This window comes from Plasticicumulans lactativorans, assembly GCF_004341245.1.
Classification (GTDB): Bacteria; Pseudomonadota; Gammaproteobacteria; order Competibacterales; family Competibacteraceae; genus Plasticicumulans_A; species Plasticicumulans_A lactativorans.
In genome coordinates this window covers 56646-72264 of record NZ_SLWY01000021.1, presented here as the reverse complement: position 1 = coordinate 72264, position 15619 = coordinate 56646, and the positions used below count along the sequence as shown (strand labels likewise).

At 72.3% G+C, this 15619-nt stretch carries 17 protein-coding genes; 6 read left to right on the top strand and 11 right to left on the bottom strand.

The window, feature by feature from the left end; genetic code table 11:
- Positions 1-371 (top strand): hypothetical protein (locus EV699_RS20110; protein WP_207923021.1); only part of this gene is annotated, 371 nt, incomplete at its 5' end.
- Positions 372-881: 510 nt separating this feature from the next.
- Here EV699_RS20110 and EV699_RS16945 read toward each other — a convergent pair.
- The 3 genes from EV699_RS16945 to EV699_RS16935 all read right to left on the bottom strand — a co-directional run bounded on the left by EV699_RS16945 (position 882) and on the right by EV699_RS16935 (position 2248).
- On the bottom strand, positions 882-1292 hold the full coding sequence (locus EV699_RS16945) for a hypothetical protein (RefSeq protein WP_132544971.1): 411 nt from the start codon (positions 1290-1292) through the stop codon (positions 882-884).
- A 191-nt stretch (positions 1293-1483) separates the two neighbouring features.
- Complete coding sequence (locus EV699_RS16940; RefSeq protein ID WP_132544969.1) at positions 1484-1837, bottom strand: hypothetical protein; 354 nt, start codon at positions 1835-1837, stop codon at positions 1484-1486.
- Between the two features lie 39 nt (positions 1838-1876).
- Positions 1877-2248, bottom strand: a complete 372-nt coding sequence (locus EV699_RS16935) for a hypothetical protein (RefSeq protein WP_132544967.1) — start codon at positions 2246-2248, stop codon at positions 1877-1879.
- A gap of 258 nt (positions 2249-2506) precedes the next feature.
- Here EV699_RS16935 and EV699_RS20010 point away from each other — a divergent pair, with 258 nt between their 5' ends.
- Positions 2507-2971, top strand: a complete 465-nt coding sequence (locus EV699_RS20010; protein WP_165904187.1) for a D-Ala-D-Ala carboxypeptidase family metallohydrolase — start codon at positions 2507-2509, stop codon at positions 2969-2971.
- Positions 2972-3034: 63 nt separating this feature from the next.
- A complete protein-coding gene (locus EV699_RS16925; protein WP_132544962.1) occupies positions 3035-3391 on the top strand; it encodes a hypothetical protein in 357 nt (118 codons plus the stop codon).
- Between the two features lie 33 nt (positions 3392-3424).
- Here EV699_RS16925 and EV699_RS16920 read toward each other — a convergent pair whose 3' ends face one another.
- The 3 genes from EV699_RS16920 to lon are packed head-to-tail and all read right to left on the bottom strand — an operon-like array spanning position 3425 to position 7677.
- The gene (locus EV699_RS16920; RefSeq protein WP_132544960.1) at positions 3425-4444 is read right to left on the bottom strand and encodes a hypothetical protein; all 1020 of its coding nucleotides are present in this window, start codon (positions 4442-4444) and stop codon (positions 3425-3427) included.
- Positions 4445-4501: 57 nt separating this feature from the next.
- Positions 4502-5254, bottom strand: coding sequence for a pentapeptide repeat-containing protein (locus tag EV699_RS16915; protein ID WP_132544958.1), 753 nt, complete (start codon positions 5252-5254; stop codon positions 4502-4504).
- Positions 5255-5280: 26 nt separating this feature from the next.
- The gene (gene lon, locus EV699_RS16910; protein ID WP_132544956.1) at positions 5281-7677 is read right to left on the bottom strand and encodes an endopeptidase La; all 2397 of its coding nucleotides are present in this window, start codon (positions 7675-7677) and stop codon (positions 5281-5283) included.
- A 148-nt stretch (positions 7678-7825) separates the two neighbouring features.
- Between lon and EV699_RS16905 the strand changes: the two genes are divergently transcribed.
- A complete protein-coding gene (locus EV699_RS16905; RefSeq protein ID WP_132544954.1) occupies positions 7826-8857 on the top strand; it encodes a CobW family GTP-binding protein in 1032 nt (343 codons plus the stop codon).
- Here EV699_RS16905 and EV699_RS16900 read toward each other — a convergent pair.
- The 3 genes from EV699_RS16900 to recQ all read right to left on the bottom strand — a co-directional run bounded on the left by EV699_RS16900 (position 8851) and on the right by recQ (position 12349).
- Positions 8851-9423, bottom strand: coding sequence for a DUF3011 domain-containing protein (locus EV699_RS16900; protein WP_132544952.1), 573 nt, complete (start codon positions 9421-9423; stop codon positions 8851-8853). The genes EV699_RS16905 and EV699_RS16900 overlap by 7 nt on opposite strands.
- A gap of 87 nt (positions 9424-9510) precedes the next feature.
- Positions 9511-10413, bottom strand: a complete 903-nt coding sequence (locus EV699_RS16895; protein ID WP_165904186.1) for a CHAD domain-containing protein — start codon at positions 10411-10413, stop codon at positions 9511-9513.
- Between the two features lie 115 nt (positions 10414-10528).
- Positions 10529-12349 (bottom strand): DNA helicase RecQ, encoded by a 1821-nt coding sequence (gene recQ, locus EV699_RS16890; protein ID WP_132544948.1) that lies wholly within the window; start codon positions 12347-12349, stop codon positions 10529-10531.
- A 187-nt stretch (positions 12350-12536) separates the two neighbouring features.
- Here recQ and EV699_RS16885 point away from each other — a divergent pair, with 187 nt between their 5' ends.
- Together EV699_RS16885 and EV699_RS16880 are read left to right on the top strand one after the other, a co-directional pair.
- Positions 12537-13307 (top strand): ferredoxin--NADP reductase, encoded by a 771-nt coding sequence (locus EV699_RS16885; protein WP_132544946.1) that lies wholly within the window; start codon positions 12537-12539, stop codon positions 13305-13307.
- A complete protein-coding gene (locus EV699_RS16880; protein WP_243662715.1) occupies positions 13304-13858 on the top strand; it encodes an NUDIX hydrolase in 555 nt (184 codons plus the stop codon). Before EV699_RS16885 ends, EV699_RS16880 begins: the two co-directional genes overlap by 4 nt.
- Before the next feature lie 18 nt (positions 13859-13876).
- On the opposite strand, the gene EV699_RS16875 is transcribed toward EV699_RS16880, so the two are convergent.
- Both EV699_RS16875 and EV699_RS16870 read right to left on the bottom strand, forming a co-directional pair.
- The gene (locus EV699_RS16875) at positions 13877-15109 is read right to left on the bottom strand and encodes a methyl-accepting chemotaxis protein (RefSeq protein WP_132544944.1); all 1233 of its coding nucleotides are present in this window, start codon (positions 15107-15109) and stop codon (positions 13877-13879) included.
- The gene (locus tag EV699_RS16870) at positions 15087-15611 is read right to left on the bottom strand and encodes a PAS domain-containing protein (RefSeq protein ID WP_132544942.1); all 525 of its coding nucleotides are present in this window, start codon (positions 15609-15611) and stop codon (positions 15087-15089) included. The genes EV699_RS16875 and EV699_RS16870 overlap by 23 nt, the downstream gene beginning before the upstream one ends.
- Between the last annotated feature and the right edge of the window lie 8 nt (positions 15612-15619).

The window sequence follows — 15619 nt, the reverse complement described above, 5'->3', positions numbered from 1 at the left end:
ACGCTGTTTGCCCTGGTCAACCTGTATCAGGCGAGGAAACCACTCATGGCCTGAGTGCGCCTGCCATCCGCCTGCAGTGGCTAAAACGGCCCTGCCGTCGCATGGCGACTGACCCATTTCCGGATTCGGCGCCGGAAGCGGGTCAGAAAATGACCGGTCCAGGGGCCGGTGAATGGGGAATGGATCTGATCAGAGGTTCCTACAAGTTATTTGTGCCGCCGAGTTCGGCGCGTGCGGTATTGCCAATGGCGGCGAGTATCTCCTCGTATTCTTCGGGAATGATCGTGAGGATGACCGCGTCAGCATCCTTTTGCGTCTTCATAGATGGTGTCCAAGCCCCTGTTGTTCGTATTTATTCGATGTTTCTGTGATCCCGTTGCCGATGATTGACCGCATTAGCTGCTGGCTTCATCGGTTCGTCCATGTGATCGCTGTTTTTCCGCTACCGGTATTTCGCTGCTTTGGTGGGCAGCCAAGGCTAGACCGCGGCGGTAGCGCGACGCGCTCGTGCAGATCGGAGATGTGCAGGATGCGCAGGCGATGCTCGGCCATGCAGGCGTTTCCTCCCGATTCCCTGCTTGCCGCCGCCGGCGGTCGAAGGGCCACCGGCGGCGATAGCCGGGCGGCCCCTTACTGTGTAGGCGAAAGCAATCGCGGCGTCACGGCCGGAGCGGTGGGTCACGGCGTTTCGCTGCCGCTCGCCGGGCGGTCACCGATTTCTTCGCAGGGTCCGACGGCTGCGAGCCGCCGAACGGCGACAGGGAAGGGGATCGTGGCGGAATGCCAGCGCTGCCCGCCGGGCGTTGCGCGGGCGGCGTGGCCTTTCGGCCGTGGCGGCGTTCGCCGCGGAGGTGGCCCGGCCTCCCGCCCGGCTGCGGGGTTCAGCGATGGGAACGGCCCCAGCCGCCCATTCCCGCCCGCGGCGCCCAGCCGGGGCGCGGGCCACCGCCCGGGGGCGGCGCCCAGTTACCGTGTGACGACCAGCCCTGCTGGTAGCCGCCGTAATGGGGCCCATAGCCGTAGTGGGACCCATACGGGTAATACGGGCGGTAATAGCCGTGCGGCGCGTAGACGCTCGTGTAGCCCCAGGGTCTCGCGTACCAGAAGCCGAGGCCCAACGCGTACGGCCAGTAGTAGCCCGGACCATAGGCGTAGCCCGAATAGGGGTAGCCGTAATAACCGTAGTAGCCGTAATAGCCGTAATAGCCGGGCTCGACGGTCGCCACGCACCCGGAGAGCCCCGCGATCAGCAAGGCTGCGCACAACGCACGTCCGTGCATCGAATTCCGCATCGCTCACCTCGCCTTCGGCCTCGCGCACCGCTGTCTATGACTGGCTCCGGCATTTGACCGCTGCCCGGGCACGAGGTGCGCCGGCGGCGGTTTCGCATGGCCTTCTTCCCCCCAGGCGGGTACACGCGCCATCGGCGGCCTCGGCGAGGCGGGCCGACGACCACGGCGGGTGCGCCGGCGCCGGGTGCGGTTCAGGCGGCTTTTGAATTGCCGCCATCGCCCTCGCGCCAGGGGACGTAGCGGATCGTGATCGGCTTGACGCGCGAGTAGAGCCACAGGCCCACGTACAGTGCGAGCCAACCGAAGAGCGTGTAACCCACCGTCATCATGACGCCGCCGAACAGCGACGCCAGCAGCGCCGTGAGGCCGGTGACAGGATGGTCGTTCACCAGGATGGGCACGCCCGTGCCGAAGATGGCGTGCCAGCTTCCCAGCAGGCAGAGCGGCAGGATGAACAGCGCGTTGCACGTCAGCACGAGCTTGAACAGCGTGCTGCCGCTCAGGCGCCGGACGACGATCCGGCAATCGGGGTGCTGCGTTTCCATGATGCGGTCTCCCTGTGGGGGTGACGGGGGCGGGCGGCCTTACGGCGCACCGACGGCGGCCGGCGGTACGGGCTGCTCCTGCTCCTCGGCGAGCGGCAGGAAGCCGACCCTGAGCGGCCGGAACACCGAACAGATCAGCAGTCCGACGAACATGCCCACCGAGCCGATCAGCGTGAAGGTGAGCGTCAGGGCGATGCCCGCACCGATCGCCACGAGCAAGGCCGCGAACCCTGTAACGGGCTGGTTATTGATCAGCAGCGGCGAGTCGACGATGCCAGCCATGCTGCCCAAGCCCAGCAGGGTACTCAGGGGGACGTGGAACAGTGCGTTGCCGATCAGGTTGAGCTTGAACAGCGTGCCGATGCGCAAGCGCTGGACGACGATGCAATCGACGACATGGCGGTGGTCCATGACCAGTTACTCCCTGCAGCGGATGGATTTCTCGCGTTCGCCGTGGTCTTTATCACGACGCCGCGGCTGGCGCGTTGCTGCCGGTCAAGCTGCCGTCGGTCGCCCGCGGGATTCGCGCCGGCGCTGCCCGCGCGCGTCGCCGGCCGCGGGGGTTTTCGGCGGCACGGCGGGGTTCAGGTCGCGCCGCCGCCGGCGCCCACTACACTGCTTGGCGACCCGGCCGCGCGAGAGCCGGGCGACCACCGAAGGGGAGTGCGCATGTACCTGTCCGAATACTTCACGCTCGAAGAGCTGACCTTCTCGCAGCTCGCGATCCGCAAGCGGCTCGACAACACGCCTTCCGACGCGGCGTTCGAGGCGCTGCGGGCGCTGTGCCTGAACGTGCTCGACCCGCTGCGCGCGCACCTCGGGCGGCCGCTGCAGGTCACCTCCGGCTACCGCTCGGGACCGGTCAACGCCGCGCTCGGCGCCGCGCTCGGCAGCGCCCACGCGCGCGGGCAGGCGGCCGACCTGGTCTGCCCCGGCATCGACGCGCACGAGTTGTTCCACGAGGTGCTGCGCGCCGGCGTGCCGTTCGACCGGCTGATCCTCGAAGGCGGGTGGGTGCACGTGTCGTTCGACGCCGCGCGTACGCGCCAGCGCGGGCAGATCCTGGTCGCCGAGTTCGCGGCCGACGGCACCCGCTATGTCGAACTCGACCGCAGCGCCGCGCTGGCGGCCTGAGCCCGCCGCCGCCCGCGACGGGCGCTGAGGCGTGACCCGCGCCCGCCGTCGGAGAGCGCCGCGATGCCACGCCCGTCGCCGCCCGCGGAGCGGCCGCCGCCGCGCCCGGCGGCCTGCGAACTGTGCGGCCGCGCGGTGGCCGAACTGACCCGCCACCACCTGATCCCGCGCATGCGCCACCGCAGCGCGCGGGTGCAGCGCACGCACGCTCGCGCCGAACTCGGCAGCGCGATCCTGTGGATCTGCCGGCCGTGCCACGACCACATCCACGAGCTGCTGAGCGAGAAGGAACTGGCCGAGCGCTACGCCTCGCGCGAGGCGCTGCTCGCGCACCCCGGCGTGCGGCAGTTCGTGGAATGGCTCGCGGCGCGCCCGCCGGACTTCGTCCCGCGCGGCTCGCGCGCGCCGCGGCGCGACTGAAGACGCGGCGCGCGGTCGCCGCCGCGGTGGCGCCTAGAACACCGCGTCGGGCGGCAGTTGCGGCCTGGCCAGCAGTTCGTCGACGGGTACGCAGACCAGCCCGAAGGTGACGCGGCGGTCTTCGCTGGCACTGACCTCGTTGAAGAGGATGGTGCTGCCGGGTTGCGTCGGGTCTTCGACGAGTACGCCCAGGCGGTCGAGGCGCCGTTCGGCGGAGCTGTCCCAGAGGTGGTCGGCGGGGTGGCTGAGCACGTGGGCGACCTGTTCCAGGTAGTCGTCGAGCGTCTGCAGGCTGGTGGTGGCGTCCTGCAGTTCGCGCTCGATGCGGGCGAGGTCGGCTTCGGCGGCGGCCAGCGTGGCGGCGTCCGGCTCGTTGCGGTCGAGGACGCCGATGCCGTGACCGCCGCGGCGCAGCGCCTGCAGCTTGCCGAGGTGCAGGCGGTAGCGCTCGCTCAGGGTCTCGCGCTGGTCGCGCAGGTTGGCGATGCGCTCCAGAGCGCAGCCGGCGAGGAAGTCGTAGCCGCGGCGCATGATGCCGCGGTAGGCGTCGCGTTCGACCGGCTGCAGTTCGTGCAGGGCGTGCTCGCTGAAGCTGATCTGGGTGCGCGGCACGTCCTGGTGGATCACCTCGCCCTGGCGGGCCGGCGCGAGCACACGGCGCTCGTCGCGCCGGCACGCCAGCATGCCGTAGAACTGCGTGAGCCCGGCCGCCTCGGGGCGCTCGCGGAAGGCGAGCACCTGCGGGTCGAGGCTGACGATGCGCTGCATCGAGTCGGCCGAGCCGAACAGGGCGTTGACCCAGGTGTCGGTGACGAAGCTCGCGCGGTCCAGCCGTCGCGCCGGCGGCAGCCTTTCGGCGATGCCCATCACGTGCAGCACGGCGGTTTCGACCGCCGGGGTGAGCTTGCGTGCGTAGTGGCTGACCAGGCGCAGGCGCGGATCGGTGGCATCGATCACGTGCTCGATCGCGACGTGCATCAGCTTTTCGGACACGCGGCCGCTGGGGGCGCCGGCGTTGTCGTCTTCGAAGAGCTTGCGCAGGAAATTGAACATGACGGTTGCGGAGCCTCGCGGGGTGCGCTGTGCCGGTGCCGCCGGCGCGGATGGCGCCTAGTCGCAGCGCCCGACCGAGCCCGGCCGGCAGCGCCGGCGGTCGGTCCAGATCGCGCTGTCGAGCCGGGCGCCGTCGAGTCGGGCGCCGTCGAGTCGGGCGCCGACGAGGTAGGCTTCGGTGAGGTCGGCGCCGCTCAGGTCGCTGCCTTCCAGGTCGGCGGCTTCGAGGCGCGCGCCCTTGAGCATAGCGTCACGCAGGCTCGCGCCTTCGAGCGAGCTGCGGGTCAGCGTGGCGGCAGCGAGCGTCGCGCCGTCGAAGCGCGCGCCGTCGAGCACGGCCTGGTCGAGGCGCGCGCCGCCGAGATCGGCGCCGCTGAAGTCGGCGCCCGGCAGTTCGGCCTGGTAGAGGTTGGCGCCGTCGAGGCGGGCGCGGGCGAAGCTCACCGCCTTGCCCTTGGCGCGCTCGAGCCGCGCGCGGCTCAGCGTCGCCTCGTCGAAGCGCGCGCCGTCGAGCAGCGTGGAGACGAAGCGCGCGCCGCTCAGGCGGGCGCCGCCGAGCGCGGCACGGGTCAGCACGGCGCGGCCGAAGTCGGCGTTGTCGAGCGCCGCGCCGCCGAGCCGCGCGTCGGTGAAGTCGACCTGCACCAGCACCGCGTCGCGTAGTTCGGCACCTTCGAGCTGCGCGCCGACGCGGGCGCAGCCGACCCAGTTGACCCGCCGCGCGGCGGGGTCGTTGCAGCCGGCATGCGCCCCCGCGGAGGCGGCGAGCAGGGCGCAGGCGAGCAGGCACGGCGTCAGGCGTTGCGGCATCGGGTGGGATCTCGCGCGGCGGGCGCTCAGGCGGGCGGAAACAGCACCGCGGCGACGTCGCCGAAGGTGCGCGCGAAGTGTACGCGCACGCCCTCGCGGATGTGCACGGGCAGTTCGTCGAAGTCGTCGTGGTTGGCCTCGGGCAGGATCAGCTCGAAGATGCCGACGCGGCGCGCGGCGATGACCTTCTCGCGCACGCCGCCGATCGCCAGCACCTGGCCGGTCAGCGTGAGTTCGCCGGTCATCGCCAGCGGCCGTGGCGGGGCCATGCCGCGGGCGAGCGACAAGAGCGCCGAGGCCATCGTGACGCCGGCGCTGGGGCCGTCCTTCGGCGTGGCGCCCTCGGGCACGTGCAGGTGCAGGTAGGCCTCGTCGAACCAGTCGGCGGGCACGCCGAACTCGGCGGCGTGCGCGGTCACGTAGCTGTAGGCAATCGCCGCGGACTCCTGCATCACCTCGCCGAGGCGGCCGGTGAGCTTGAAGCCGCGGCCCTTGCCGTGCACGCGCGTCGCCTCGACCGCGAGCGTGGCACCGCCGAGCGCGGTCCAGGCGAGCCCGGTGACCACGCCGACACCGCGCAGCGGCGTCTCGGTGCGGAACGGCGGCTTGCCGAGCCAGGTATCGAGGTTCTTGGCGCCGATCTTGATCGGCTTGTCGGCGCCCTCGACGAGCTTCACCGCGGCCTTGCGCACGATGCGCCCGAGCTGCTTTTCGAGGTTGCGCACGCCGGCCTCGCGCGCGTAGCCCTCGATGATCGCGCTCAGCGCGGCCGAACTGAGCTTGATGCGCTTCGACGCGACGCCGGAGCGTTCGAGCAGCCGCGGCCACAGGTGGTGCCTGGCGATGGCGATCTTCTCGGCGGTGATGTAGCCGGCCAGTCGGATCACCTCCATGCGGTCGAGCAGCGGGCCGGGGATGGTGTCGAGCTGGTTGGCGGTGCAGACGAACAGCACCTTGCTCAGGTCGAAGCGCACGTCGAGGTAGTGGTCGAGGAAGTCGACGTTCTGCTCGGGGTCGAGCACCTCGAGCAGCGCCGAGGCCGGGTCGCCGCGGTAGCTGGTGCCGACCTTGTCGATCTCGTCGAGCATGATCACCGGGTTGGCGACGCCGGTCTCGCGGATCGCCTGGATCACCTTGCCCGGCATCGCGCCGATGTAGGTGCGCCGGTGACCCTTGATCTCGGCCTCGTCGTGCATGCCGCCGACGCTGAAGCGGTAGAACTCGCGCCCGAGCGCGTTCGCGATCGAGCGCCCGACCGAGGTCTTGCCGACGCCGGGCGGGCCGACCAGCAGCAGGATCGAGCCGGCGACCTCGCCCTTCAGCGCGCCCACGGCGAGGAACTCGAGGATGCGCTCCTTGACGTCGTCGAGCCCGTCGTGGTCGCGGTCGAGGATGGTACGGGCGCGCTTGAGGTCGAGCTGGTCGGTGCTGTGCACACCCCAGGGCAGGTCGGTGAGCACGTCGAGGTAGTTGCGCGTCACCGCGTACTCGGGCGAGCCCGATTCGAGCACCGAGAGCTTGTCGAACTCCTCCTCCATGCGCTCCATCGCCTTGGGCGGCACGGTCTTGCCGTCGAGCCGCGCGCGGAAGCGGTCGACGTCGGCGGTGCGGTCGTCCTTGGAGATGCCGAGCTCCTGCTGGATGGTCTTGAGCTGCTCGCGCAGGAAGAACTTGCGCTGCTGCTCGTTCATGCGCTCGTCGACCTGGTTGCGGATCTGGCTCTGCAGCTTGGCGACCTCGAGCTCCTTCTTCATCAGCAGCAGGACCTTCTTCATCCGCTCCAGCACCGGGGCGGTGTCGAGCACGTCCTGCAGCTCGGCCTTCGACGCCGTGGTCATCGCCGCGGCGAAGTCGGCGAGCGGCGACGGCTCGTTGGTGTTGAAGCGGTTGAGGAAGAACTTGAGCTCCTCGGCGTACAGCGGGTTGTGCGGCAGCAGCTCCTTGATCGTGTTGACCAGCGCCACCGAGTAGGCGCGCAGCTCGTCGCTCGGCGCCAGCGCCTCGTCGAGGTACTCGACCTGCGCCTCGTAGGGCGGCTCGGGCGAGATCCAGCGCACGATGCGGAAGCGCCGCAGGCCCTGCGCGACGAACTGGATCTTGCCGTCGCCGCGCACCAGGTGGTGCATCCGCACCACCGTGCCGACCGGGTAGAAGTCGTCGGGGCCGGCCCTGTCCGGCTCCTCGTGGCGCACCAGCACCAGCCCGATCACGCGCTGCGGCGCCTCGGCGGCGCGCTCGATCGTCGGCAGCCACGGGTCGGCGTTCAGCAGCAGCGGCAGGGCCTGCGCCGGGAAGAACGGCCGCTCCCACAGCGGCAGCAGCAGCAGGCGGCCGGGCAGGATGTCGGCGGCGACGGCGATCTCGCTCTGCGGGAGGTCGTCGGCGGTGACGATTTCGGCTTCGATGGCGTCGTTGTCGCTCATGATCTCGCGAGGTGCTCTCTGAATGTTCTTGGTGGTGCACCCTTAGTGCGGCCGCGGGCAGGCGACTTCAAGCCGGGCGTGGACGGCGCGGGGGCGGCCGTGCTCCCATCCCCGCGCCGGCGCCCGCCGGCCACTGCCCGTGCGTGCCATGTCCACTGCCCCCATCCCCGTCACCGTGATCACCGGCCTGCTCGGCGCCGGCAAGACCACCGTGCTGCGCCACCTGCTGGCGCAGCGCCCGGCGCAGGCGCGCTGGGCGGTGATCGTCAACGACTTCGGCGCCGTCGGCATCGACGCCGCACTGCTCGACGCCGGCGGCGACGGCCTCGCGGTGCGCGAGATCGCCGGCGGCTGCGTGTGCTGCGCCGCCGCGCTCAGCCTGCGCACCGCGCTGCCGCGGCTGCTGCGCGAATGGCGCCCGCAGCGGCTTTTGATCGAGCCGAGCGGGCTCGGCCACCCGGCCGGGGTGATCGACCTGCTGCGCGAGCCGCTGCTCGCCCCGCACCTCGCGCTGCGCGCCACGCTCGCGGTGCTCGACCCGCGCCGCCTCGATGACCCGCGCCTGCCGGCGTCGAGCCTGTTCCGCGAACAGCTCGAAGTGGCCGACGTGCTCGTCGGCAGCCATGCCGACCGTGTGACCGCGGCCGAGCGCGCGGCGTTCCACGCGCTCGCCGCGGCGCTCGACCCGCCCAAGCTCGCGGTGCTGGAAACCGCCCACGGCGTGCTCGACGGCGCCTGGCTCGACTGCGACCCGGCCCCGCGCGCCGCCGCCGCTGCCGCCGTCGTGGCCGCGGCGGCGACGGTCGCCGTCGGCGGCGTGCCGAGCCTGCTGCCGGGGGCGCTGTGCCGCGAGAGCCGCGACGGCGGGCACGTGGCGCGCGGCTGGCTGTTCCCGCCGGCGCAGGTCTTCGATGCGCGGCGGCTGCGTGCGCTGTTCGGGCGGGTCGGGCAGCCGGGGCCGCTGGCGCCGCTGCTGCGCGCCAAGGGGGTGTTCAACGTCGGCTGGGGCTGGCTCGCGTTCAACGGCGGCCCCACCGGCCACCACGTGGACAGCACCGCCTGGCGCCGCGACAGCCGCGTGGAGTTCATCGCCGCGGCCGCCGCGGCGACCGACTGGGGCGCGATCGAGGATGCGCTCGGCGCCTGCCTCGCGCCGGCGGGCGGCACGCCACCTCAATAGCTGCGCACCACGGCGCGGAAGTCGGCGCGGCAGCCGTTGGCGACCCAGATGCCGCCGCGGTCCGAGCCCCAGTCGGTGCCCTGGCGGCACGGCGCATCGGACAGCCGGTCGTCGAGGCGTACGCCGTCGTTGCGCACGCTGCAGTAGCGCCGGCGCATGTCGGTGCTCTCGCAGCGCACCGTGCGCACGCTGCGACCGTCGTCCCCGCCGCCACCGCCGTAGTAGCCGCCACCGCCGCGGTAGATGCGGAAGGTCGCGCGGCAGCCGTTGGTGACCCAGACCCCGCCGCGGTCGGCGCCCCAGTCACGGCCTTCGCGGCAGGGCGCGTCGGAGTGGCGGTCGAGCAGGCGCACGCCGTCGTTGCGCACCCGGCAGTAGCGCTGGCGCATGTCGCTGCTCTCGCAGCGCACCGTGTCGCTGTCGTCGGACGCGTAGCCGCCGCCGTAGCCGGGGCTCGGGTAGGACGCGGGGTAGCCGCCGCCGTAGCTGTTGTAGCCGCCGTCGGTCACGCAGGCGCCGACGAACAGGCTCGACGCGGCGATGAGGGCACGGATCGGGGTGCGCATCGGAAGGCTCTCGGTGGTGGGGGGCCTGCAGCGAGTGTGGCTGGCGGGCGCGCGCATGCAAGGTACGCCCGCGGCGGCGGGCGGCGCTCAGGCGCCGGTCCAGAACCGCGGCGTGGCCTTGAACCCCCGCCAGGCCTCGGCAAGTTCACGCAGGTGGGCGTCGGCGTGCGCGGCGACGCAGTCGCGCACCTGCGCCCCGGCGGCGGCGTGCGTGGCGCCCGGCTCCTCGCCGGCGTCGAGTTCGACCAGCACGTGGGCGGTCACCGCGAGGTCGTTCAGCGTGCCGAGCAGGTCCTGCAGCTCGGCCAGCGCGGCGGCGAAGGCCGGGCGCGAGGCGGCGTCCGCGTACAGGCCGCCGAGGAAGTCGGTGGCGTAGCGCAGCTTCTTGACCGCGATGCGCAGCAGGTGACGCTCGGCGGCGCTGCGCCGCGCGAGGCGCCGGCCGCGGCGGCGCACCCCGCGGTAGCGGCGCCCGAGCAGCGCGGGGGCGACGGCGGCGAGCGGGCGGCGCAGGACGTGGTCGGCGGCGAGGCCCGCGCACAGCGCCGCCAGCCACTCGCGCAACTGCGCCGCGAGCGCGACGACGCGCGGCTGCGCGCACACGGCGCGGGCCTCGAGGCGTCGCCGCCGCCGCACCGTGCCGGCGTGTGCGGCGAGCGCGGCGAGCGCGGTGCCGGGCGCTGCCGCCGCCAGCACCTTGGGCAGGGTGGTGTCGACGAACACGTCGAGGTCGCGGGCGCGGCCGAGCGCGGCGGCGAGCGCGCGGATCTCGGCGAGCAGCGGCGGCGCCTTCAGGGCCGGCTCGACGCCCCCGAACAGCCCGAGCGCCGAGCGCAGGCGGCGCAGCGCCACGCGCATCTGGTGCACGTACTCCGGGTGGTAGCGGCCGGCGAGCAGGCCGCTGCGGTTGACCTCGAACTGCGCGAGGCAGGCGTCGACGATGCGCGCGAGGCCGTCGCAGGCCGCGGCGGCAGGGTCGAGCGGTGGCATGCGCGCCTTGGTCGGCGCGGGGCGGGGCGGGGGATTCGCGGGCATGGCGCGGGCCGGGTGGGGGGTTGGCATCGAGCCTAGCCCGTCGCGCCGGCGGCGCCACCCCGGCGCGGCCTCAGAACCCCGCGAGCACCTCGAGGAAGGCATCGCCGTAGCGTTCGAGCTTGCGCGAGCCGACCCCGGCGATGTGGCCGAGTTCGGCGAGCGAGGCGGGCTGGCGTTCGACCATCTCGACCAGCGTGGCGTCGTGGAAGATCACGTACGGCGGCACGCCCTGTTCGCGCGCGAGTTCCAGGCGCTTGCGCCGCAGCGCCTCCCACAGCGCGCGCTCGCGCGGGTGCTCGAACGGCCCTTCGGCGGCGCGGCGCGGGGTGCGCCCGCTGCTGCGCGGCGGCGCCGGGTCGCGGCGCAGCCACAGCGTGTGCTCGCCCTTCAGCAGCGGCCGCGCCGCCTCGGTCAGGCGCAGGCCGCCGTAGCCTTCGAGGTCGACCGCGAGCAGGCCGGCGGCGATCAACTGGCGGAACACCGAGCGCCAGCCGCCCTCGTCGAGCTCGCCGCCGATGTTCCAGACGCTGAGCGCGGCGTGGCCCTGCTCGCGCACCTTGTCGGTCTCGCGCCCGAGCAGCACGTCGATCAGGTGGCCGACGCCGTAGCGCTGGCCGGTGCGGTAGACCGTCGACAGCGCCATCTGCGCGGCGCGGGTGCCGTCCCAGCGCTCCACCGGCGCGAGGCAGGTGTCGCAGTTGCCGCAGGGCGCGGTGTCGCGCTCGCCGAAGTAGCCGAGCAGCACGCGGCGGCGGCAGTCGGCGGTCTCGCAGTAGGCGAGCAGGGCGTCGAGCTTGTGGCGGTCGATGCGCTCGCGCGCCGGGTCGCGCGGCAGGCCGTCCTCGGGGGCCTCGGCGAGCAGCCGGCGCATCGCGATGGCGTCGGCGAGGCCGTAGCTGAGCCAGGCGTTCGCCGGCAGCCCGTCGCGCCCGGCGCGGCCGGTCTCCTGGTAATAGCCTTCGAGCGAGCGCGGCAGGTCGAGGTGGGCGACGAAGCGCACGTTGGGCTTGTCGATGCCCATGCCGAAGGCGACCGTGGCGACCATCACCACGCCTTCCTCGCGGATGAAGCGGTCCTGGTGGGCGCGGCGCAGCTCGGCGGCGAGGCCGGCGTGGTAGGGCAGGGCGTTCCAGCCCTGCGCGGCGAGCCAGGCGGCGGTGTCGTCGACCGCGCGCCGCGACAGGCAGTAGACGATGCCGGCGTCGCCGCGGTGCTCGGCCTCCAGGAAGCGCAGCAGTTGCTGGCGGGCGTTGTGCTTGGGGACGATGCGGTAGCGGATGTTCGGGCGGTCGAAGCTCGACAGGAACACGCGCGCGTCGCCGAGCCCGAGCTGGGCGCGGATGTCCTCGCGGGTGAGCGCGTCGGCGGTGGCGGTCAGCGCGAGCCGCGGCACGGCCGGGAAGCGCTCGTGCAGCACCGACAGCTGCTGGTACTCGCGGCGGAAGTCGTGCCCCCACTGCGACACGCAGTGCGCCTCGTCGATCGCGAACAGCGCCGGCGTGATCCGCTCCAGCAGCCCGAGGAAGCGCTCGGTGACGAGCCGCTCGGGGGCGACGTAGAGCAGGTCGAGGCGGCCGTCGAGCAGCTCGCGCTCGACCGCGCGCGCCGCCTCGGGCGCGAGGCTCGAATTCAGGTAGGCGGCGCGCACGCCGAGCTGCAGCAGCGCGTCGACCTGGTCGTGCATCAGCGCGATCAGCGGCGAGACGACGATGCCGCAGCCCGCGCGCACCAGCGCCGGCACCTGGTAGCACAGCGACTTGCCGCCGCCGGTCGGCATCAGCACCAGGGCATCGCCGCCGGCGACGACGTGGGCGACGATCTCGGCCTGCGGGCCGCGGAAGCGTTCGTAACCGAAGGTGTCGCGGAGGACGTCGAGGGCGGGATCGGACATGGCGCGGAGCTTATCCGAGCCCCGCCGGGCGGTCACGGCGGACGCGGTGCGCGCCGCGGATCACGTAATAAGCAGAGCGCCCGAAATTATTTATGCGTTATATGACGTCCTGCTAGCCTTTGCGCGCGTATCGCCGATGACCGCCCGGCGCCTGCCGCGCCGCCCCGTTCACATGGAGACCTGGACGATGTCCGCCGCCGAAAAGTACACCGTCGAGAAGATCACCGAGATCCAGCGCTGGGCGCCCAACCTGTTCTCGTTCAAGACCACGCGCCACCCCGGCTACCGCTTCGTGCCCGGCCAGTTCGCGCGCCTCGGCGTGCGCAAGGACGACGCGATCGTCTGGCGCGCGTACTCGATCGCCTCGGCCAACTGGGAGGACCACCTCGAGTTCTACTCGATCGTCGTCCCCAACGGCGAGTTCACCACCGAACTCGCCAAGCTGCAGGAAGGCGACGAACTGTTCGTCGAGAAGACCAACTACGGCTTCCTGACCACCGACCGCTTCGAGTGCGGCCGCGACCTGTGGATGCTCTCCACCGGCACCGGGCTCGCGCCGTTCATCTCGATCCTCTACGACTTCGACACCTGGGAGCAGTACGAGCGCATCGTGCTCGTGCACAGCGTGCGCGAGGCCCACGAGCTGACCTACCAGGAGGAGATCCGCAGCTTCGGCTGGAACGAGCTGTTCGCCGAGCACGCGCACAAGCTCGAGTACGTGCAGGTGGTGACGCGCGAGGCGGTCGACGGTGCCCTCGGCGCGCGCATCACCGAACTGCTCGCGAGCGGCGAGCTGGAGGCGCACGTCGGCCTGCCGATCAGCGTGGAGCACTCGCGCGTGATGATCTGCGGCAACCCCGACATGGTCGAGGAGACGCGCAAGCTGCTGACCACCCGCGGCCTCACCGTGGCGAAGCGCGGCAAGCCGGGCAACCTGGCGGTCGAGAACTACTGGTGAGCGACGCCGGCGCGGCCCGCGACGAGGGGCGGCCGATGGCCGAGGAGTGGTTCGACGTCGTCGACGTCGACAACCGCGTGCTCGGGCGCGCGACGCGCGCCGAGGTGCACCGCCGCGGCTGGCGCCACCGCTCGGCGCACGCCGTGCTGTTCAACGCCGCCGGCGAGGTGTTCCTGCAGAAGCGCTCGCCGTACAAGGACAATGACCCCGGGCGCTGGGACTCCTCGGCCGCCGGGCACGTCGAGGCGGGCGAGACCTACGCCGCCTGCCTGCCGCGCGAACTCGCCGAGGAACTGGGCTGGACACCCGACGCGGTGCCCGCGCCGCGCTTCGAGTTGCCGGCGAGCGCCGCGACCGGGCAGGAGTTCGCGCAGGTGTTCGTGCTGAGCGCCGAGGGGCCGTTCCGGCTCGATCCGGTCGAGATCGACGAGGGCCGCTGGTTCGCCCCCGAAGCCGTCGACGCCTGGCTGCGCGCGCGCCCGGACGACTTCACCGGCGCCTTCCGGCTGATCTGGGCGCGCCTGCGCGGCTGGGACGCCGCCGGCGGCTGAACCGCCGGGCGCCGCGCCTCAGTCGTGGCGCATCTGGCGCAGGAAGCCGTCGACCTCGACGGCGAGGGTTTCGGCGAGCTGCGACAGGCCGCGCGCGGCGTGCAGCAGTTCGTCGGCGGCGCCGCTGGTGGCCTCGGCCGCCTGCACCATCTCCGAGACGTTGCCCGACACCGTGCGGCTGCTGTCGGCCGCGGCGCTGACGCTCACGCCGATGGTGTGGGTGACCTCGGTCTGCTCGCGCACGGTCTCGGCGATGCTGGCGGCGTGGCGGTCCATCTCGTTGATGGTGCCGGCGACGCGGCGGATGGCGCGCACCACCTCGTCGGTGGCGACCTGGATGCGCGAGATCTGGTTGCCGATGTCGCCGGTGGCCTCCTGGGTCTGGTTCGACAGCGCCTTGACCTCCGAGGCGACCACCGCGAAGCCGCGCCCGGCGGCGCCGGCGCGCACCGCCTCGATGGTGGCGTTGAGCGCGAGCAGGCGCGTCTGCCCGGCGATCTTCTGGATCAGCCCGCTGACCCGGCCGATGCTGCCCGAGCATTCGGCGAGCTCCTGCACGATGCTGCCGGCGCGCTCGACGTCCTGCGCGGTGGTGTGGGCGAGGGCCGAGGACTCGGCGATGCGGTTGCCGGTGCCGCGGATCGACACGGTGAGGGCTTCGGTGGCGTCGGCGGCGCGCGCCATGTCGACGCTGCTGCGGTCCGACACCACCACGGCGGCGGCGGCCTTCTGCGCGGTGTGGTCGGCGATGCCCTTGAGCGACTCGGCGGTGGCCTGCAGCTCGGTCACCGCCGCCGACAGCGTCTGCACCACGCCGTGCACCGAGTGCTCGAAGGCCGTCGCCAGTTCGCCGCGGCGGCGCTCGGCGCCGACCAGCGCCGCGCTCTTGCGCCCCATCTCGTCGGTGGCGTCGTTGATCAACTGGGCGGTGCGCAGGTAGGTGCCGCGCAGGCCGGCCGGCAGGATGTGGCGGAAGTAGCGGTCGCGGCTCGCGTAGGCCATCGTCGCCGAGGCCTCGCGCAGCAGCGCGTCGGTCAGGTCGAGCATGTGGTTGAGGCTGTGCAGCAGCTCGCCGAGCTCGCCGTCGACGTCGATGCGCGTCAGCCGCGGTTCGAGGTTGCCCTCGGCGACCGCGCGGCACACCGCCGCGATCTGCGGTATCCAGTGCCGGTAGCGTTCGAGTTCGGCCCGCAGCGCGGCGGGGTTGGCATCGCCGGCGTGCGCCGGCTCAGAGGGAGAAGACGAACTCATCGTATTGCTGACCCGTGGCGGCGAGCTTGCGTTCGAGCAGGGCGCAGGAGGCGCGCAGTCCGGCGCTGCCGTCGCCCTGGCGGCGTTCTTCGGCGAGCAGTTCGCGGTACAGCGCCGTCGCGCGTTCCACGCTCTCGCGCCGCGGCTTGCGGCGGTTGGAATGGTAGCCGACGATGCCGCCGTTGCCGTCGAAGGTGGGGGTGACGTGGGCGAGCACCCAGTAGTGGTCGCCGTTCACCGCCATGTTGCAGACGTAGGCGAAGAGTTCGTTGCCGGCGGCGATGGTGTCCCACAGCAGCTTGAAGATGCAGCGGGGCATTTCCGGGTGGCGGATGATGTTGTGGGGCTGGCCGAGCGCCTCGGCTTCGCTGAGCCCGGCGAGGCTCAGGAACAGCGGGTTGGCGTAGGTGAGGCGGCCCTTGAGGTCGGTCTTGGTGACGATGATCTCGTCTTCGCCGAAGAAGCGTTCGACGCCGCTGGGTCTGGCCCTGGCTGTGGACATCCGGTTCT